The following is a 15,033-nucleotide window of genomic DNA, read 5'->3' as shown; positions in this document are numbered from 1 at the left end:
CTGCCGGTCAAATATTTGCGGCAGCGCCGTCGATTTCATGGCTTTGCGGGTTGCATCGCCGACATACCATCCACCATATTGCAAACAGGCGGCGGCTTTGGGCGGCGCTCATCCAACATCGCTGTTTTTGAAAGGCGCTCCATAGACAATGCCGCATGACACGCCCCTTATCGCCACCATCGTCGCCGGTCTGGGGCTGGCTTTCGTCTTCGGGGCTCTCGCCAATCGCTTCCGCATTCCGCCGCTGGTCGGCTATCTCGTAGCCGGCGTGCTGGTCGGGCCGAACACGCCTGGCTTCGTCGCCGATGCCGGCCTTGCCAACGAACTGGCCGAAATCGGCGTCATCCTCCTGATGTTCGGCGTCGGGCTGCACTTCTCGCTCAAGGATCTGCTGTCGGTGCGTGCCATCGCCGTGCCGGGCGCCATCGTCCAGATCGGCTTTGCCACCGCACTTGGCGCCGGTCTTGCCTGGATGCTTGGCTGGTCGATGGGCGCGGGGCTGGTGTTCGGCCTGGCGCTGTCGGTGGCCTCGACCGTGGTGCTGCTGCGTGCCCTGCAGGAACGGCGGATGATCGAGACCGAGCGCGGCCGCATCGCCGTCGGCTGGCTGATCGTCGAGGATCTGGCCATGGTGCTGGCGCTGGTGCTGCTGCCGGCGCTGGCCGGCGTGCTCGGCGGTCAGGAGCAGGCTGACGCCCATGCGAGCGGCCTGCTGTCGCTGCCGGCCAGCTACGGCATCTGGGGCGTCGTCGGCATCACGCTGGCCAAGGTCGCCGCTTTCGTGATCGTCATGCTGGTGGTCGGCCGCCGGGTCATTCCCTGGATCCTGCATTACGTCGCCCATACCGGCTCGCGCGAACTGTTCCGGCTGGCGGTTTTGGCCATCGCGCTCGGCGTCGCCTTCGGTGCGGCAAAACTATTCGGTGTCTCGCTGGCGCTGGGCGCCTTCTTCGCCGGCATGATCATGAGCGAGTCCGAGCTCAGCCACCGCGCCGCCGAGGAATCGCTGCCGCTGCGCGATGCCTTCTCCGTGCTGTTCTTCGTCTCGGTCGGCATGCTGTTCGACCCGTTCAGCCTGATCAGCAATGGCTGGCCGATCCTGGCGACGCTGGCCATCATCGTCATTGGCAAATCACTGGCCGCATTCGCCATCGTTGTCGCCTTCGGCTATCCCATCGCCACGGCGCTGATAATTTCGGCAAGCCTTGCCCAGATCGGCGAATTCTCCTTCATTCTGGCTGAACTCGGCGTCGGGCTGAAGCTGCTGCCGGAACAGGGCCGCGACCTCATTCTGGCCGGTGCGATCCTGTCGATTGTCCTCAACCCGCTGATGTTCCTGGCCATCGACTGGATGAAGCCGTGGCTGGAACGGCGCGCCGCCAGGACGGCACCACCGGTCGAGGCAAAACCGGTTGGTCCGGCGACGGAGCCGGGCCAGGTAGCCTCTGTCGCGGCAACGACGAAAAAGGAGGACGGCCCGCCTCCAAAGACGGCACTCACNCGGCACTCACCGGCCATGCTATCCTGATCGGCTACGGCCGTGTCGGTGGCCTGGTCGGCTCGGCGCTGAAAGACGCGGCAATGCCCTTCCTGGTCATCGAGGACGCCGACAAGACGCTGGCGAAATTGAAAGCGGACAGCATCGAGACCGTCGCCGGCAATGCGGCCAATGCCGAAGTGTTCGCCGCCGCCAATCCCGAAGGCGCCAGCCGGCTGATCCTTGCCATCCCCAATGCCTTCGAAGCCGGCCAGATCGTGCTCCGAGCCCGCACCGCCAACCCTGGCATCAACGTCATCGCTCGTGCCCATTCCGACGCCGAGGTCGAACATCTCAAGGGTTTGGGCGCCGATACGGTGATCATGGGTGAACGCGAGATTGCGCGCGGGATTGTGGAAGAAGTTCTCGGTCCCAAACCGGAGTTGAGGCGCGAAACCGCCGAGCCATCGGTGGCCTGAGTTCCAAAGCCCAGGCTGCACTCTCGCACGCTGGCACCGTGATCGGCTCGACCACCCTTTCAAGCGAGCATCACGCCACGAATGCAGAGCCGCCATTTTGCGCGATACCACTGAGGTATTTGGCCGGCGGCTTCCCAAGCGCCTTCTTGAACATGGTGATGAAGGCCGTAACGGAACCATAGCCGAGATCGCCCGAGACCTGCTGGACACTCTTGCCGGAAGCCAGTTCCCGAATTGCAACGATCAAGTGCAATTGCTGGCGCCAGCGCCCGAAACTCAGCCCTGTCTCCTTTGTCACAAGGCGGGCGAGGCTGCTTTCGCTGAGCGCGACGCGATTGGCCCATTCCGCCAGTGTGCTGCGGTCGGCGGGGTCCTGCGCCAACGCTTCGGCGATCCTGTTCAAGCGCGGCTCGGATGAGATCGGCAGGTGCAATTGCTGGACAGGCATGCGTGGCAACTCGGTGAGCAGTATCTTGGTCAAGAGCTCGCCCCTCGCCTCGTCGTCCTGCAGCCGATCGGAAAGCTCGATGATCAATTCGCGCAGCAGTGGCGAGATCGAAAGTGTGCAGCACCGCTCCGGCAGGTCGGCGGCGCCCGGCTCTATGTAGACGAAAAAAATCCGGGCGTTGGCGGTTGCGACATTGCTGTGCTCCATGCCGCCGGGGATCCACACCCCGCAATGCGGCGGCACCATCCATAGACCGCTTGGAACGCGGCATGTGACGCCGCCGCCGAGCGCGAAGACGAGCTGGCCTTTGCGGTGCCGATGGGCGGGGACTTCCGCTCGGGTGTCGGGGATGTCGACGCGCACGGCAATCGCCAGCGCGGCTGGGTCATCCACATCGAGATCGAGCCAGGGGTAGCTGAGGGGCTGTCTCATGATTGACTGTTATTAGCGATGAAACGCCACGATAGCTAAATTCTTTAACCGCGAAAGTCGATAGGCTTCGGTTCGCGCAGGGTTGATCTCGTGACGCTGCGCGCCCCCGGCGGTATGGCCCGCTACCTACGTGGGTACTCAGCTTGCAGTGCTTTCCAACGCAAGCTGGCACCGACAAGCCAGCAACAAGGTACGCCCATGCTTGCCCTGGTCATCTCTCCAGAAAACGCGACCGGGTTGAGGCTCGCCGACGTCGCCGAGCCTCAACCGGCCTCGAATGAAGCACTTGTCTCGGTCCACGCGACTTCGTTGAATCGCGGCGAACTGCGCCTGCTTGCCATACGCCCCAAGGGTTGGATACCCGGCCAGGACATTGCGGGGATTGTCGAACGAAGAGCAGCCGATGGTTCCGGGCCAACCGTCGGCGCCCGGGTTGTCGCGTTGGTCGACGAGGCTGGTTGGACCGAACGCATCGCAGTCCCAACCGACCGTCTCGCCGTCCTGCCGGATGACGTCAGCTTCGTTTCCGCAGCTACGCTTCCGGTCGCCGGTACGACGGCGCTGAGGACTCTACGCCATGGCGGGGACCTCGCCGGCCAGCAGGTCTTGATCACCGGCGCAAGCGGTGCGGTCGGTCGTTTCCAGATCCAGCTCGCCCGCCATCAGGGCGGATTCGTGACCGCTGTCGCCGCCGCCCGGCACGCCGAGGATCTCCGCGGCCTTGGAGCCGAGCAGGTTGTCGAAGCGATCGATCTGGCCGAGGGACCGTTCTCGCTGATCACGGAGTCGGTGGGCGGCAAAAGCCTCGCTCACGCGATCGAGCGCGTCGCCCCTGGCGGGACCATCGTCATGTTCGGTTCGAGCAGCGGCGAACTGACGCCCATTGGATTTCGCCAGTTCGTTCCGAATCACGAAGGGGCGAGGCTTCAGACTTTCGCGTACTACACGTCTGGTCCAGGCATTGGCGAGGACATCGCCTCGCTGCTCGCTCTGGTCGCAGCCGGCCGGCTCGAAACGCGCGTGGCCTTGACCGTGCCGTGGACAGACATCGCCCAAGCGCTGAACGCACTGCGACAGCGCAGCTTCAGCGGCAAAGCCGTTCTCACAATAACCGGATGAGCACCCTCTTTTGTCACACGTGCTGACCGCCATTGATGTGGATTTCCGAGCCGGTCACGTAGGACGCCTGCTGCGAACACAGGAAGAAGATGATGTCGGCGACTTCCGCCGTGGTGCCAAGGCGCCTGAGAGGAATGGTCTCGACGATCTTGTCAGTGCCCGGCGACAGGATCGCGGTGTCGATCTCGCCGGGCGCAATGGCATTGACGCGGATGCCGTGCGGGCCGAAATCATGTGCCATCTCGCGCGTCAGCGAGCCGAGTGCCGCTTTCGATGTGGCGTAGGCCGTGCCGGCGAAGGGATGCACGCGGGTTCCGGCGATCGAGGTTACGTTGACGATCGAGCCCTTGGCCGCCGCCAGTTCCTTGAACAGGCCGCGCGCCAGCATGATCGGCGCGAAGAAATTGACCTGGAACACGTCGCGCCAGACATGCATCGGCGTGTCGATCGAATCCATGCGGCTGTTGCCGTCCTTGAGCTTCGGCGAAATGCCGGCATTGTTGACCAGTGCATGCAACTGGCCGCCATGCGCTTCCAGCCGGTGGCGGATTTCGGAGACGGCGATGCCGACATCCTCCTGATCGGCGAGATCGACCTTGATGTGGTCTTCCGGCCCGGCCGGCCACGGGCAATCCTCGGCGAAAGCCTGCCTGGAGCAGGTGATGACGCGCCAGCCCTCGCGCGAAAAACGCTTGACGGTGGCGTGGCCGATGCCGCGGCTGGCGCCGGTCAGCACGATGGTCTTTCTGGTGTCGAGTTCAGTCATTTCAAGGTCTCCGGCCGGCAGATGTAGCCGAACGCCGCCGAGGTGGCGAGAGGCCGAAATGTCACCATTCACGTCAAAGGAGGAACCGGGAAGCCAACTCGCCGTTGGTTCGGGAGTGCAGGACAAGGGTGCGGGGTTTCACATCAAATCAATCGGACAGAGCCATGACACAGACAGCACCCCTCGACATCGCCACGGCCTTCACCAAGGCGTGGACAGGCCACGACCTCGAAAAGGCAGCATCCTATGTCGCCGACGACGTCGTTTTTGATGGGCCGATGCAGCAATCGACCGGCAAGGCCCCCTACCTGAAGGGCCTGACCAAACTTTCACAGGATGTGACCGGTGTGCGCATGATCGCTGCTTTCGGCGACGATCACCAGGCGCTGCTGATGTATGACTTGATGACAAAGTCGTCCGGCGCGCTTTCCTGCGCCAAGCACCTTACCGTCCGCGATGGCAAGATTCACAGCGACAAACTGACCTTTGACAGCAAGAAATTGGGCAACGCCAAACCACGGAATTAACGGATCGGATCAGCCGCCAAGGAGGTCGAGGATCGAGGTCTGCCGCTTTTTGCGCGGACCGCCGACGTCGCCTGGCGGCACCGGGTGCTTGATCGATGCGGTGGCGCCGTCATCCTCTGGCATGGAAAGGCCATCGGCATCGACGGTTTGGGCGGGACGGGCCGCGCGGGACGGCGCTTGGGCAACCGGCGCTGCTGGCCGCGCCGGAGCCTGCTGGCCGACCGACGTTGGCGGAACCGGCGCCGTGTTGTTCGCCGAGGGGATCTCGTCGGGGACGATTGTGTCGGCCGGCGTCGATTTCCAGGTGCCGGGCAGCGGCCGCACCGGCACACCCTCGTGGGCCGCAACCATGAACTCGTGCCAGGCCTGCGCCGGCAGTGCGCCGCCGGTGACCTTCTTCATCGGGCTGCCATCATCATTGCCGAACCACACACCGGTGGTGAGGTTGGCGGTGTAGCCGACGAACCAGGCGTCGCGCGAATTCTGACTGGTGCCGGTCTTGCCGGCCGATGGCCAGGCGAAAGCCGCTTTCCGGGCAGTGCCGATCTCAACCGTGCCCGTCATCATCGAGTTCATCATGCCCACGATCTCAGGCTTGACGACGCGCGGCGCGCTGCCGCCGCCGCTGTCGTAAAGCACTTTGCCCTCGGTGGTCGTCACGCGCCGGATGAAGTGGATGTCGGGCTTGTAGCCGCCATTGGCGAATGGGACATAGGCCGAGGTCAGCTCCAGCGGCGTCACTTCCGAAGTGCCGAGCGCGATCGAGGTGTTGGCTATCAGGTCGGACTGGATGCCCATGCGGTGGGCCGCCTCGACTACCGCGTTCGGCCCGACCTCCATGGTCAGCTGCGCGGCCACCGAGTTCAGAGACTTGGCCAGCGCGGTGGCCAGCGTCACCTTGCCGAAATACTTGCCGCCGTAATTGTCGGGTGTCCAATTGCCGATCTTGATCGGCGCATCGTTGCGGATGCTGTCGGGCGTGCGACCGGCTTCGAGCGCGGCCATATAGACGAACGGCTTGAACGCCGAGCCCGGCTGGCGACGTGCCTCCGAAGCACGGTCGAACTGGCTCGTCGAATAGTCGTAGCCGCCGACCATGGCGCGCACCGCGCCGGAATCGTCGATCGACACCAGGGCGCCCTGGCTGACGTTGAGCTTCTTGCCGCTGTCGTCGATCAGCCTGCGGATCGACTGTTCGGCGAGCTTTTGCAGGTTCAGGTCGACGGTGCTGTCGATGACGATGTCGCCGCGCACGTCGCCGATCAGGTCGGGCAATTCTTCCATGATGGTGTCGGCGACGTAATTCTCCGAGCCGGTCCAGTAGGACGGCGCACGCGTTGCCGGCGCGCTCATTGCCGAGGTCAGTTCATTGGCGCTGATCTTTCCCTCGTCGCGCATGGCGGCAAGCACCAGTTGCGAGCGTTCCTCGGCGGCCTTCGGATCACGTGCCGGCGACAGCCGCGACGGCGCCTTCAACAGGCCGGCAAGCAATGCGGCTTCCGACAGGGTGACGTCACGCGCGCTCTTGCCGAAATAGCGGCGCGAGGCGGCCTCGACGCCATAGGCGCCGGAACCGAAATAGACCCGGTTGAGGTACATTTCGAGGATCTGGTCCTTGGTGTGCTTGTGCTCCAGCCACAGCGCCAGCAGCACCTCCTGCACCTTGCGCTCCAGCGTGCGGTCGGGTGTCAGGAACAGGTTCTTGGCCAATTGCTGGGTCAGCGTCGAGCCACCCTGCGAGAAATGCCCGCCAAGCACATTGGTGACCATGGCGCGAGAAAGCCCGATCGGGTCGATGCCGAAATGCGAGTAGAAGCGCCGATCTTCGATGGCGATCACGGCTTCCGGGATATAGGGCGACATTTCATGCAGGCCGACGGCCTCGCCACCGCTCATGCCGCGATTGGCGAGCAATTGGCCGTCGGCAGAGACGATCTTGATGTTGGGGGCGCGGTCGGGGATCGACCAGGTCGTCGCCGCCGGCATCTTGGCGCCATAGTAGATGACGATGCCGGCCCCCGCGATGCCGCCCCAGATGGCGAACACGAAGCACCAGTAGAACAGCCGGCCGAGCACACCGAACAGGCCGCGCCGGCTTCTGCCGCGCTTGGCCCGCGACGATTTCCCTTTGGCCGGCTTGCGTTTTGCGGAGACTTTGCGATTGCTCGGCACGACGCGATCCTCCTCGTTCACCGAAAGACCCGCCGAGGACCGCGCCTGCGGCGGCCCCTCGAAACTGGGTTCGATGCGACTGTCTCTGCGGTTCGCCATGCGCTGTGCTTGATATCCCCGATGCCTATGGCGTTCGGGTTGAAGAGTAGATGCGGCGATTTAAGGGCGGGTTAAGTCGTGTTCGAATGCCGGCCTTGGGGGTTGGGCAGCCAAAAAGGCCAGCGTCTGCTCTTTGCAGGTCACTGCCACCACGCTGTTCGGTGTCTCGTTCAGATGGGCTCGAACTTCACATCCGGCTGGTCGGGACCGCCGGCTTGCCGCAACAGCGCGAGAATGTGTTCGCCCCTGTCAAGCTGCTGTCGTCTCCAGTTTGAGGCGTTCGTCACGTGCAGCCAGCCATCGACCACCATGAAAAAATCCTCGGATTGATCATGTCCAGCGCCGAAGCGAAGCGATTTGTTTTCAGCGAACCGAACCAGCGCCGGATCGATCGACCTGTAGAGCACCGGCCAGTTGCCGCCGCCGGAATCCATATGAAACTTGTAGCTCGGGGCGAAATCCAGCCGCCGCCGCAACAGGCTTCCATCGAAAAAACAGAAGCCGGGCCACAGGAACCAGCCCCCTGGCGTCGGCGTATCGCGCCGCACGCTGCCGTAGAGGCTTTTGTCCTCCATCCGGGCGCGGATCGAAAATGGTTCAGTCGGAAAGATGTCATGATCGATGAAGCCGAACAGCTTCGGCCCGAACCCAGGCAAGAAATTCCGCACGATCCAGTTGAGCGCTTGGCCGTGCGATCTGCTGACGACCAGCCTGTTCCTCGGCAATGCCACATAGGGGACATGCTGACGACGGCAGAGATCGCGGATTGCTTGCCTCGCCTCGTCCTTCTTGCTGTTGTCGAAGACGATGTAGCTCTCGTGCTCGGCAAGGTATCGGCGCACCAGGTGGATCTGCCATTCGATCACGTCTGGCCGGTTGAAGGCCACGGTGGCGACGACCGCATCACGGAATACCTGCTCTTGCCCCTGCAATTCGCTGACCGGCGCGGACGCTCTCAGGAAGCGAAACACCCGCCAATGATAGCGCAACAGCGCCTCGCGCCTCGGCGGCCTGTTCAGCCTCTCCCATTCCGCCACGGTAATCCCAGGCTGATCGACGCCTTCCGGGGCGTCAGAAGCAACCATGTCGCGCTCCCGCATGGCTTAGTTCTGCTGGATCGAAATGCCCTTGTCGTCGATCTTGAGTTCGACGCCTTTGGGTTTGGTCTGCTCGCGATAGACGTAGATGCCGAGCGCAATGACCACGACGACGAGCGCGCCAATGACGAGATAGAGCGTATTCTGTTTCATGGCGCGCTCTTTGCGTTGTCGAGCTTCAGGCTCGTTTCAGGACCTTGACCAGCACCAGCAGGATGATGGCGCCGATTGTGGCATGGATGATCGCGGCGAGAGTGCCGCCGCCGATGGAAAATCCGATCCTCGGGAACAGCCAGCCAGCGATGAACGCGCCGACGATACCGACAATGATGTTGCCGATCAGACCGAAGCCGAAGCCGGAAACGATAAGACCGGCGAGCCAGCCGGCGATGGCACCGATGATGATGAAGACGAGCAGGCTTTCGACACCCATAGAGAGTTCCTCCGAGCAAGAGGACGACGGCGGAACGGAAAGCTCCGAATCGGCCTCGATATCAACAGCTTCAGGCTATTCGAAAGCGGCCGGCCTCACCAGCGGCGCCATCATTGATCGTCATCGTCGCTTGCGGCAGGGCGCCAACTGGTCGGCTCGACCTTCTTTCGCGTGTGACTGTCGATATAGACCCACCAGCCGTCGTCGCGATATTGCGCGATGGATTCGTTGATGACGCCGTCGCTGTCCTTCCAGGTCACGGAGACCTTGGAGCCATCTGTCGGTGCGGTCGCAATCGGCTTTCTGTCCGCCATGTCATCATCCCCCAATTGCACCGACAAACTGAGCCGACAGAACGCGGCGGCCTGCATCCGGTTCCAAACGCTCACCGGCCGCGGAGCGCGCTGACGACCGTCAGCTATGGGCGAAGATATCCTCTTCGTCCCAGCCCATCAGGTCAAGCTTGGCACGCGTCGGCAGGAAGCGGAAGCAGGCATCGGCTTCCTTGATCCGCCCATCGCGCGCCAGCCGTCCGGCAAGCACATCGCGCAACCGGTGCAGATAGAGCACATCGGAAGCTGCATATTCGAGCTGTTCGGGCGACAGCGTCTCGGCCGCCCAGTCCGACGATTGCTGCGCCTTGGAGAGGCCGACGCCAAGAAGCTCGAAGCAGATGTCCTTCAGCCCGTGGCGGTCGGTGTAGGTGCGGGTCAGCCGCGAGGCGATCTTGGTGCAGAACACCGGCTCGGGCATGACGCCGAACGCATTGTAGAGCACGGCAAGGTCGAAGCGTCCGTAGTGGAACAGCTTGGTTACGCCGCGGTTCCGCAGCAGGCTGACGAGGTTCGGCGCCTTCTTCTGGCCGGGCGCGATCTGGATCACATCGGCCGTGCCGTCGCCAGGCGAAATCTGCACCACGCACAGCCGGTCGCGATGCGGATTGAGCCCCAGCGTTTCGGTGTCGATGGCCACTGCCCCGACATTGTAGTGCGAGAGGTCGGGCAGATCATGCTTGTGGAAACGGATATCGGCCATTGTCTTCTCCGGTCGAGCCTTGCGCGTCCCTTGACCCGCAAGGGACGCTGTAGCGCTTTGTCTTGTGGCCCGTCCTCGCCGCGTTCCGCTGAAAAATCAACTGAAAGTTGATTTTCACGCCGCGTCAGCGGGTCAGCGCATCGAGAATCCGCGCCCAGGAGCGCTGGCCCTTGTGGAAGGAGCTGAGCTCGTATTTCTCGTTGGGCGAGTGGATGCGGTCGTCGTCGAGGCCGAACCCGACCAGCAGCGATTCCATGCCGAGATAGGTCTGGAAGTCGCCGACCACCGGGATCGACCCGCCGCTGCCCGTCGTCACCGCCGGCTTCGGCCATTCGTCGGACAGCGCATCCTTGGCCTTGGCCAGGAAGGGCGAGTCGTAGGAAAGCTGGATTGCCGGCGAGCCGCCATGCGGATGGAATTCGACCGAGCAGTCGGCCGGAATCCGCTCCTTGACGAACTTCTGGAACGCGGCGCGGATTTTCTTGGGATCCTGCTTGTGGACGAGGCGAAACGACACCTTCGCCGAGGCTTCCGCCGCGATCACCGTTTTGAAGCCCTTGCCGGTGTAGCCGCCGATGATGCCGTTGAACTCGGCCGTCGGCCGCGCCCAGGTCAACTCCAGCACGGAGCGGCCCTTTTCGCCCGACGGGATCGACAGGCCGACCGGTCCCAGGAACGTCTCGGCGGTCTCGCCCAGCGTCTCCCAAGATTTCAGGATCTGCGACGGCGTTTCCTCGACGCCGTCATAGAAGCCGGGAATGGTGATGTGACCGTCCTTGTCGTGGATATCGGCCAGCACCTTGGCCAGGATGCGGATCGGGTTGGCGGCGGCACCCCCATAGAGGCCCGAATGCAGGTCGCGATCGGCCGCCTTCACCGTGATCTCCTCACCGACCAGCCCGCGCAGCCCGACGCAGATCGACGGCGTGTCGCGGTCCCACATGCCAGTATCGCAGACCAGCGCGAAATCGGCCTTGAGTTCGTCGGCATTGGCTTCGAGGAACGGCTTCAACGAGGGCGAGCCGGATTCCTCTTCGCCCTCGAACAGGATGGTGATGCGGCAAGGCAGATTGCCGTGCACCTGTTTCCAGGCGCGGCAAGCCTCGACGAAGGTCATCAACTGGCCCTTATCGTCGGCCGATCCCCGACCAGTGATCACCTTGTGGTCCGGCCCGACCTCCTTGACAGCAGGCGCGAACGGGTCGCTTTCCCACAATTCGATCGGATCGACCGGCTGCACGTCATAATGGCCGTAAAACAGCACATGCGGCGAACCGGCCGGGCCATCGTGATGGGCGACCACCATCGGGTGTCCGGGCGTGTCGCGCACACTGGCATCGAAGCCGATCAGCTTGAGCTCCGCCACGAGCCATTCGGCCGCCTTGCGGCAGTCGGCGGCATAGGCCGGATCGGTGGAGATCGACTTGATCCTGAGCAGGCCGAACAGGCGTTCGAGGCTCTGGTCGTGATTCTTGTCGAGACGGTCGAGGACGGGGGAAACTGCGGACATATGTGAAGCCTTTCGATTCAGAACCCGAACCGTAAAGGCAGGACAGCAAAACGAAAAGCCCGCGATCATTGGACCACGGGCTGCAAACGTCTGTCTGGGATAAAAAAGACCGCCGTGGTGGAGGGGGAACCACGGCGGCCTTCTACTCGAAACGATGCGGCAGCCCGGAGAGGGGGGATAGGCTGCCGCAGGTGTCCGGGATAGGCGGGGGACGGGCCTTGCTCCGGACTCGGCGAAAACTGCCGATGACGTGTATTTGGGTCTCTGAACGTGGCGATTCAAGGGCACGAAAATTACAGTTTTGTAACATAGGCGTGAGCGGGGTGACGGCGATCTGTCAGGGTGTTGCCGGAACCGATAGTCGAGGCTGCCTTTGGCATGGACCAAGCCGCCGCGCCGCGCTATCCCTGCCGACATGAAAAAAGGCGATCATCTCTTCCTTGTCGACGGCTCCGGCTACATCTTCCGTGCCTATCACGCGCTGCCGCCGCTGACCCGCAAATCCGACGGCCTGCCGGTGGGCGCCGTTTCCGGCTTCTGCAACATGCTGTGGAAGCTGATGCTCGACGCCCGCAACACCGATGTAGGCATTGTGCCAACGCATTTCGCCGTCATTTTCGACTATTCGTCGAAAACCTTCCGCAACGACCTCTACCCCGAATACAAGGCCAACCGCTCGGCACCGCCGGAAGATTTGATCCCGCAATTCGGCCTGATCCGCCAGGCGACCAGGGCGTTCAACCTGCCCTGCGTCGAGATCGAAGGCTACGAGGCCGACGATCTGATCGCCACCTATGCGAGGCTGGCCTGCGAAGCTGGCGGCGACACCACCATCATCTCCTCCGACAAGGATCTGATGCAGCTGGTCGGCGACACGGTCGCCATGTACGACCCGATGAAGGACCGCCAGATCGGCATTCCGGAAGTCATCGAAAAATGGGGCGTGCCGCCGGAGAAGATGGTCGATCTGCAGGCACTGACCGGCGATTCGGTCGACAATGTGCCTGGTGTGCCCGGCATAGGGCCGAAGACGGCGGCGCAACTGCTCGAACAGTTCGGTGACCTCGACACGCTGCTGGCCCGGGCCGGCGAGATCAAGCAGGACAAGAGGCGCGAATCGATCATCGCCAACGCCGACAAGGCGCGCATTTCGCGTCAGCTGGTGACGCTGATGAACGATGTGCCGGTCGCCGAGGGACTGGACGATTTCGTCCTGCACGCGCCGGACGGCCCGAAGCTGATCGGTTTCTTGAAGACCATGGAATTCACGTCACTGACCCGCCGTGTCGCGGAGGCGACCAGCACCGAGGCCGGCGATGTCCAGGCCGTCGCGGTCACCGTCGAACGCGCCGACCATGCCCATGGCCCGGATGTTGGGGCCGGTTTGCCGCCGGTTGCCCGAAACGCGTCCGGCACTGGATCGGACGAAGCCGGCGGGACGGCGGAGACGTCAAAACAAGGCGATACCCCTTCCCTGCTCGCGGCACTAAGGCTGGAGCGCGCGGCCACCGGCAAGATCGACACTTCGGCCTATCACTGCATCCGCGATATCTCGGCCCTGAAAGCCTGGGTCGCCGAGGCGCGAGAGGCCGGCATCACCGCCTTCGATGTCAGGGCAACATCGGCTGATCCGATGCAGGCCGAACTGATCGGCATGGCCATCGCCACGGCGCCCGGGCGCGCCGCCTATATCCCCTTTGCCCACATGAGCGGCAATGGCGACCTGCTCGGTGGTGGCGCGCTCGAAAACCAGATACCGCTTCGCGAGGCGCTGGCTGTGCTGAAACCGCTGCTCGAAGACAGATCGGTTCTCAAGATCGCGCAGAACCTGAAATACGATCTTGTCATCATGAGCCGCTACGGCATCGATGTCGCACCGTTCGACGACACCATGCTGATCTCCTACGTGCTCGATGCCGGCACGCCCCATGGTCACGGCCTGGACTCGCTAGCCGAGAAATGGCTGGGTCATACCCCTCTCCTGCTCAAGGACGTCACCGGCTCCGGCAAAAGCTCCGTCGGTTTCGATCAGGTCGACATCGACAAGGCGACCGCTCATGCCGCCGAAGACGCCGATATGACGCTGCGGCTCTGGCTGGTGCTGAAACCGCGGCTTGCCGCCAAAGGCCTAGTGTCGGTCTATGAGCGGCTGGAGCGGCCGCTGGTGCCGGTGCTGGCGCGCATGGAACAGCGCGGCATCTCGGTCGACCGGCAGATCCTGTCGCGGCTCTCGGGCGAACTGGCCCAGGGCGCCGCTCGCCTCGAAGAGGAAATCTACCAGCTCATCGGCGAGCGCATCAACATCGGCTCGCCAAAACAGCTTGGCGACATCCTGTTCGGACGCATGGGCCTGCCCGGCGGTTCCAAGACCAAGACCGGCCAGTGGTCGACCTCGGCGCAGCTTCTCGAAGATCTCGCCGCCGAAGGTCACGAACTGCCGCGCAAGATCGTCGACTGGCGCCAGCTGACCAAGCTGAAATCGACCTATACCGATGCGCTGCCGGGCTTCATCCACCCCGACACCAAGCGCGTTCACACCTCCTACGCGCTGGCCGCGACGACGACGGGACGCCTGTCGTCCTCCGATCCGAACCTGCAGAACATCCCGGTGCGCACCGCCGAAGGCCGCAAGATCAGGACCGCCTTCATCACCGACAAGAGCCATCGGCTGGTCTCGGCCGACTACAGCCAGATCGAACTGCGGGTGCTCGCCCATGTCGCCGAGATCCCGCAATTGCGGCAGGCTTTCGCCGACGGCGCCGATATCCACGCCATCACCGCGTCTGAGATGTTCAACGTGCCGGTCGAGGGCATGCCTTCGGAAGTCCGTCGCCGCGCCAAGGCGATCAATTTCGGCATCATCTACGGCATTTCGGCCTTTGGTCTCGCCAACCAGCTGTCGATCCCGCGCGAGGAGGCCGGCAACTACATCAAGAAATATTTCGAGCGCTTCCCCGGCATCCGCGATTACATCGAGGAGACCAAGGCCTATGCCCGCGAGCATGGCTTTGTCGAAACGATCTTCGGCCGTCGCATCCATTACCCCGACATAAGATCGTCCAACCCCTCGCTTCGCGCCTTCAACGAACGCGCCTCGATCAACGCCCGCCTGCAAGGCACCGCCGCCGATATCATCCGCCGTGCCATGATCCGCATGGAGGAGGCGCTGGAAAAAGCAGGGCTTTCCGCACGCATGCTGCTGCAGGTGCATGACGAACTGATTTTCGAGACCGTCGAGGCGGAAGTCGAGGCGACGATCCCGGTCGTGCGTCACGTCATGGAAAACGCGGCGATGCCAGCGGTATCGATGTCGGTGCCGCTGCATGTCGATGCGCGCGCCGCCAACAACTGGGACGAGGCGCATTGACGCTCCGCCTCTTCGTCATCCTAGGGCGAAGCAAGGAGCGAAGCGACGCGGCGTAGACCCTAGGATGACGAA

The 15,033-nt window shown here is 63.2% G+C and carries 12 protein-coding genes and 1 pseudogene; 4 read left to right on the top strand and 9 right to left on the bottom strand.

Going from position 1 to position 15,033, the window contains the following annotated elements; translation table 11 throughout:
* The first annotated feature begins 148 nt into the window (after window positions 1–148).
* Window positions 149–1,956, top strand: a pseudogene (locus X735_RS01000000166065) (cation:proton antiporter).
* A 70-nt stretch (window positions 1,957–2,026) separates the two neighbouring features.
* Here the strand turns inward: X735_RS01000000166065 and X735_RS144950 are convergent.
* Entirely contained in the window at window positions 2,027–2,836 is an 810-nt protein-coding gene (locus X735_RS144950) for a helix-turn-helix transcriptional regulator (RefSeq protein ID WP_023812512.1), read from the bottom strand.
* A gap of 198 nt (window positions 2,837–3,034) precedes the next feature.
* Between X735_RS144950 and X735_RS144955 the strand changes: the two genes are divergently transcribed.
* Window positions 3,035–3,955, top strand: coding sequence for a zinc-binding dehydrogenase (locus X735_RS144955; protein ID WP_023812511.1), 921 nt, complete (start codon window positions 3,035–3,037; stop codon window positions 3,953–3,955).
* A gap of 13 nt (window positions 3,956–3,968) precedes the next feature.
* Here the strand turns inward: X735_RS144955 and X735_RS144960 are convergent, their stop codons facing one another.
* On the bottom strand, window positions 3,969–4,721 hold the full coding sequence (locus X735_RS144960; protein ID WP_023812510.1) for an SDR family oxidoreductase: 753 nt from the start codon (window positions 4,719–4,721) through the stop codon (window positions 3,969–3,971).
* 164 nt (window positions 4,722–4,885) lie between these two features.
* Between X735_RS144960 and X735_RS144965 the strand changes: the two genes are divergently transcribed.
* Window positions 4,886–5,248 carry a nuclear transport factor 2 family protein gene (locus X735_RS144965; RefSeq protein ID WP_023812509.1) on the top strand — a complete coding sequence of 121 codons (363 nt, stop codon included), beginning with the start codon at window positions 4,886–4,888 and terminating at the stop codon, window positions 5,246–5,248.
* Window positions 5,249–5,257: 9 nt separating this feature from the next.
* Here the strand turns inward: X735_RS144965 and X735_RS144970 are convergent, their stop codons facing one another.
* The 7 genes from X735_RS144970 to X735_RS145000 form a co-directional block, all read right to left on the bottom strand.
* Window positions 5,258–7,519 (bottom strand): transglycosylase domain-containing protein, encoded by a 2,262-nt coding sequence (locus X735_RS144970; protein WP_023812508.1) that lies wholly within the window; start codon window positions 7,517–7,519, stop codon window positions 5,258–5,260.
* A 170-nt stretch (window positions 7,520–7,689) separates the two neighbouring features.
* Window positions 7,690–8,604 (bottom strand): hypothetical protein, encoded by a 915-nt coding sequence (locus X735_RS144975; protein ID WP_023812507.1) that lies wholly within the window; start codon window positions 8,602–8,604, stop codon window positions 7,690–7,692.
* An 18-nt stretch (window positions 8,605–8,622) separates the two neighbouring features.
* A complete protein-coding gene (locus X735_RS1000000167780; protein ID WP_013529552.1) occupies window positions 8,623–8,769 on the bottom strand; it encodes a hypothetical protein in 147 nt (48 codons plus the stop codon).
* 25 nt (window positions 8,770–8,794) lie between these two features.
* Window positions 8,795–9,049, bottom strand: a complete 255-nt coding sequence (locus X735_RS144985) for a GlsB/YeaQ/YmgE family stress response membrane protein (protein ID WP_013529551.1) — start codon at window positions 9,047–9,049, stop codon at window positions 8,795–8,797.
* A gap of 110 nt (window positions 9,050–9,159) precedes the next feature.
* Window positions 9,160–9,363, bottom strand: coding sequence for a hypothetical protein (locus tag X735_RS144990; protein WP_023812506.1), 204 nt, complete (start codon window positions 9,361–9,363; stop codon window positions 9,160–9,162).
* Window positions 9,364–9,463: 100 nt separating this feature from the next.
* Entirely contained in the window at window positions 9,464–10,084 is a 621-nt protein-coding gene (locus X735_RS144995) for a ribonuclease D (protein ID WP_031213535.1), read from the bottom strand.
* A 124-nt stretch (window positions 10,085–10,208) separates the two neighbouring features.
* Complete coding sequence (locus X735_RS145000; RefSeq protein ID WP_023812504.1) at window positions 10,209–11,594, bottom strand: M20/M25/M40 family metallo-hydrolase; 1,386 nt, start codon at window positions 11,592–11,594, stop codon at window positions 10,209–10,211.
* Between the two features lie 415 nt (window positions 11,595–12,009).
* Between X735_RS145000 and polA the strand changes: the two genes are divergently transcribed.
* Complete coding sequence (polA, locus tag X735_RS145005) at window positions 12,010–14,961, top strand: DNA polymerase I (RefSeq protein ID WP_023812503.1); 2,952 nt, start codon at window positions 12,010–12,012, stop codon at window positions 14,959–14,961.
* Window positions 14,962–15,033 lie beyond the last annotated feature (72 nt).

This window comes from Mesorhizobium sp. L2C084A000, from assembly GCF_000502875.1.
Lineage (GTDB): Bacteria > Pseudomonadota > Alphaproteobacteria > Rhizobiales > Rhizobiaceae > Mesorhizobium.
The sequence above is the reverse complement of the archived record's forward strand: the minus strand, read 5'-3'. Positions and strand labels throughout refer to the sequence as shown.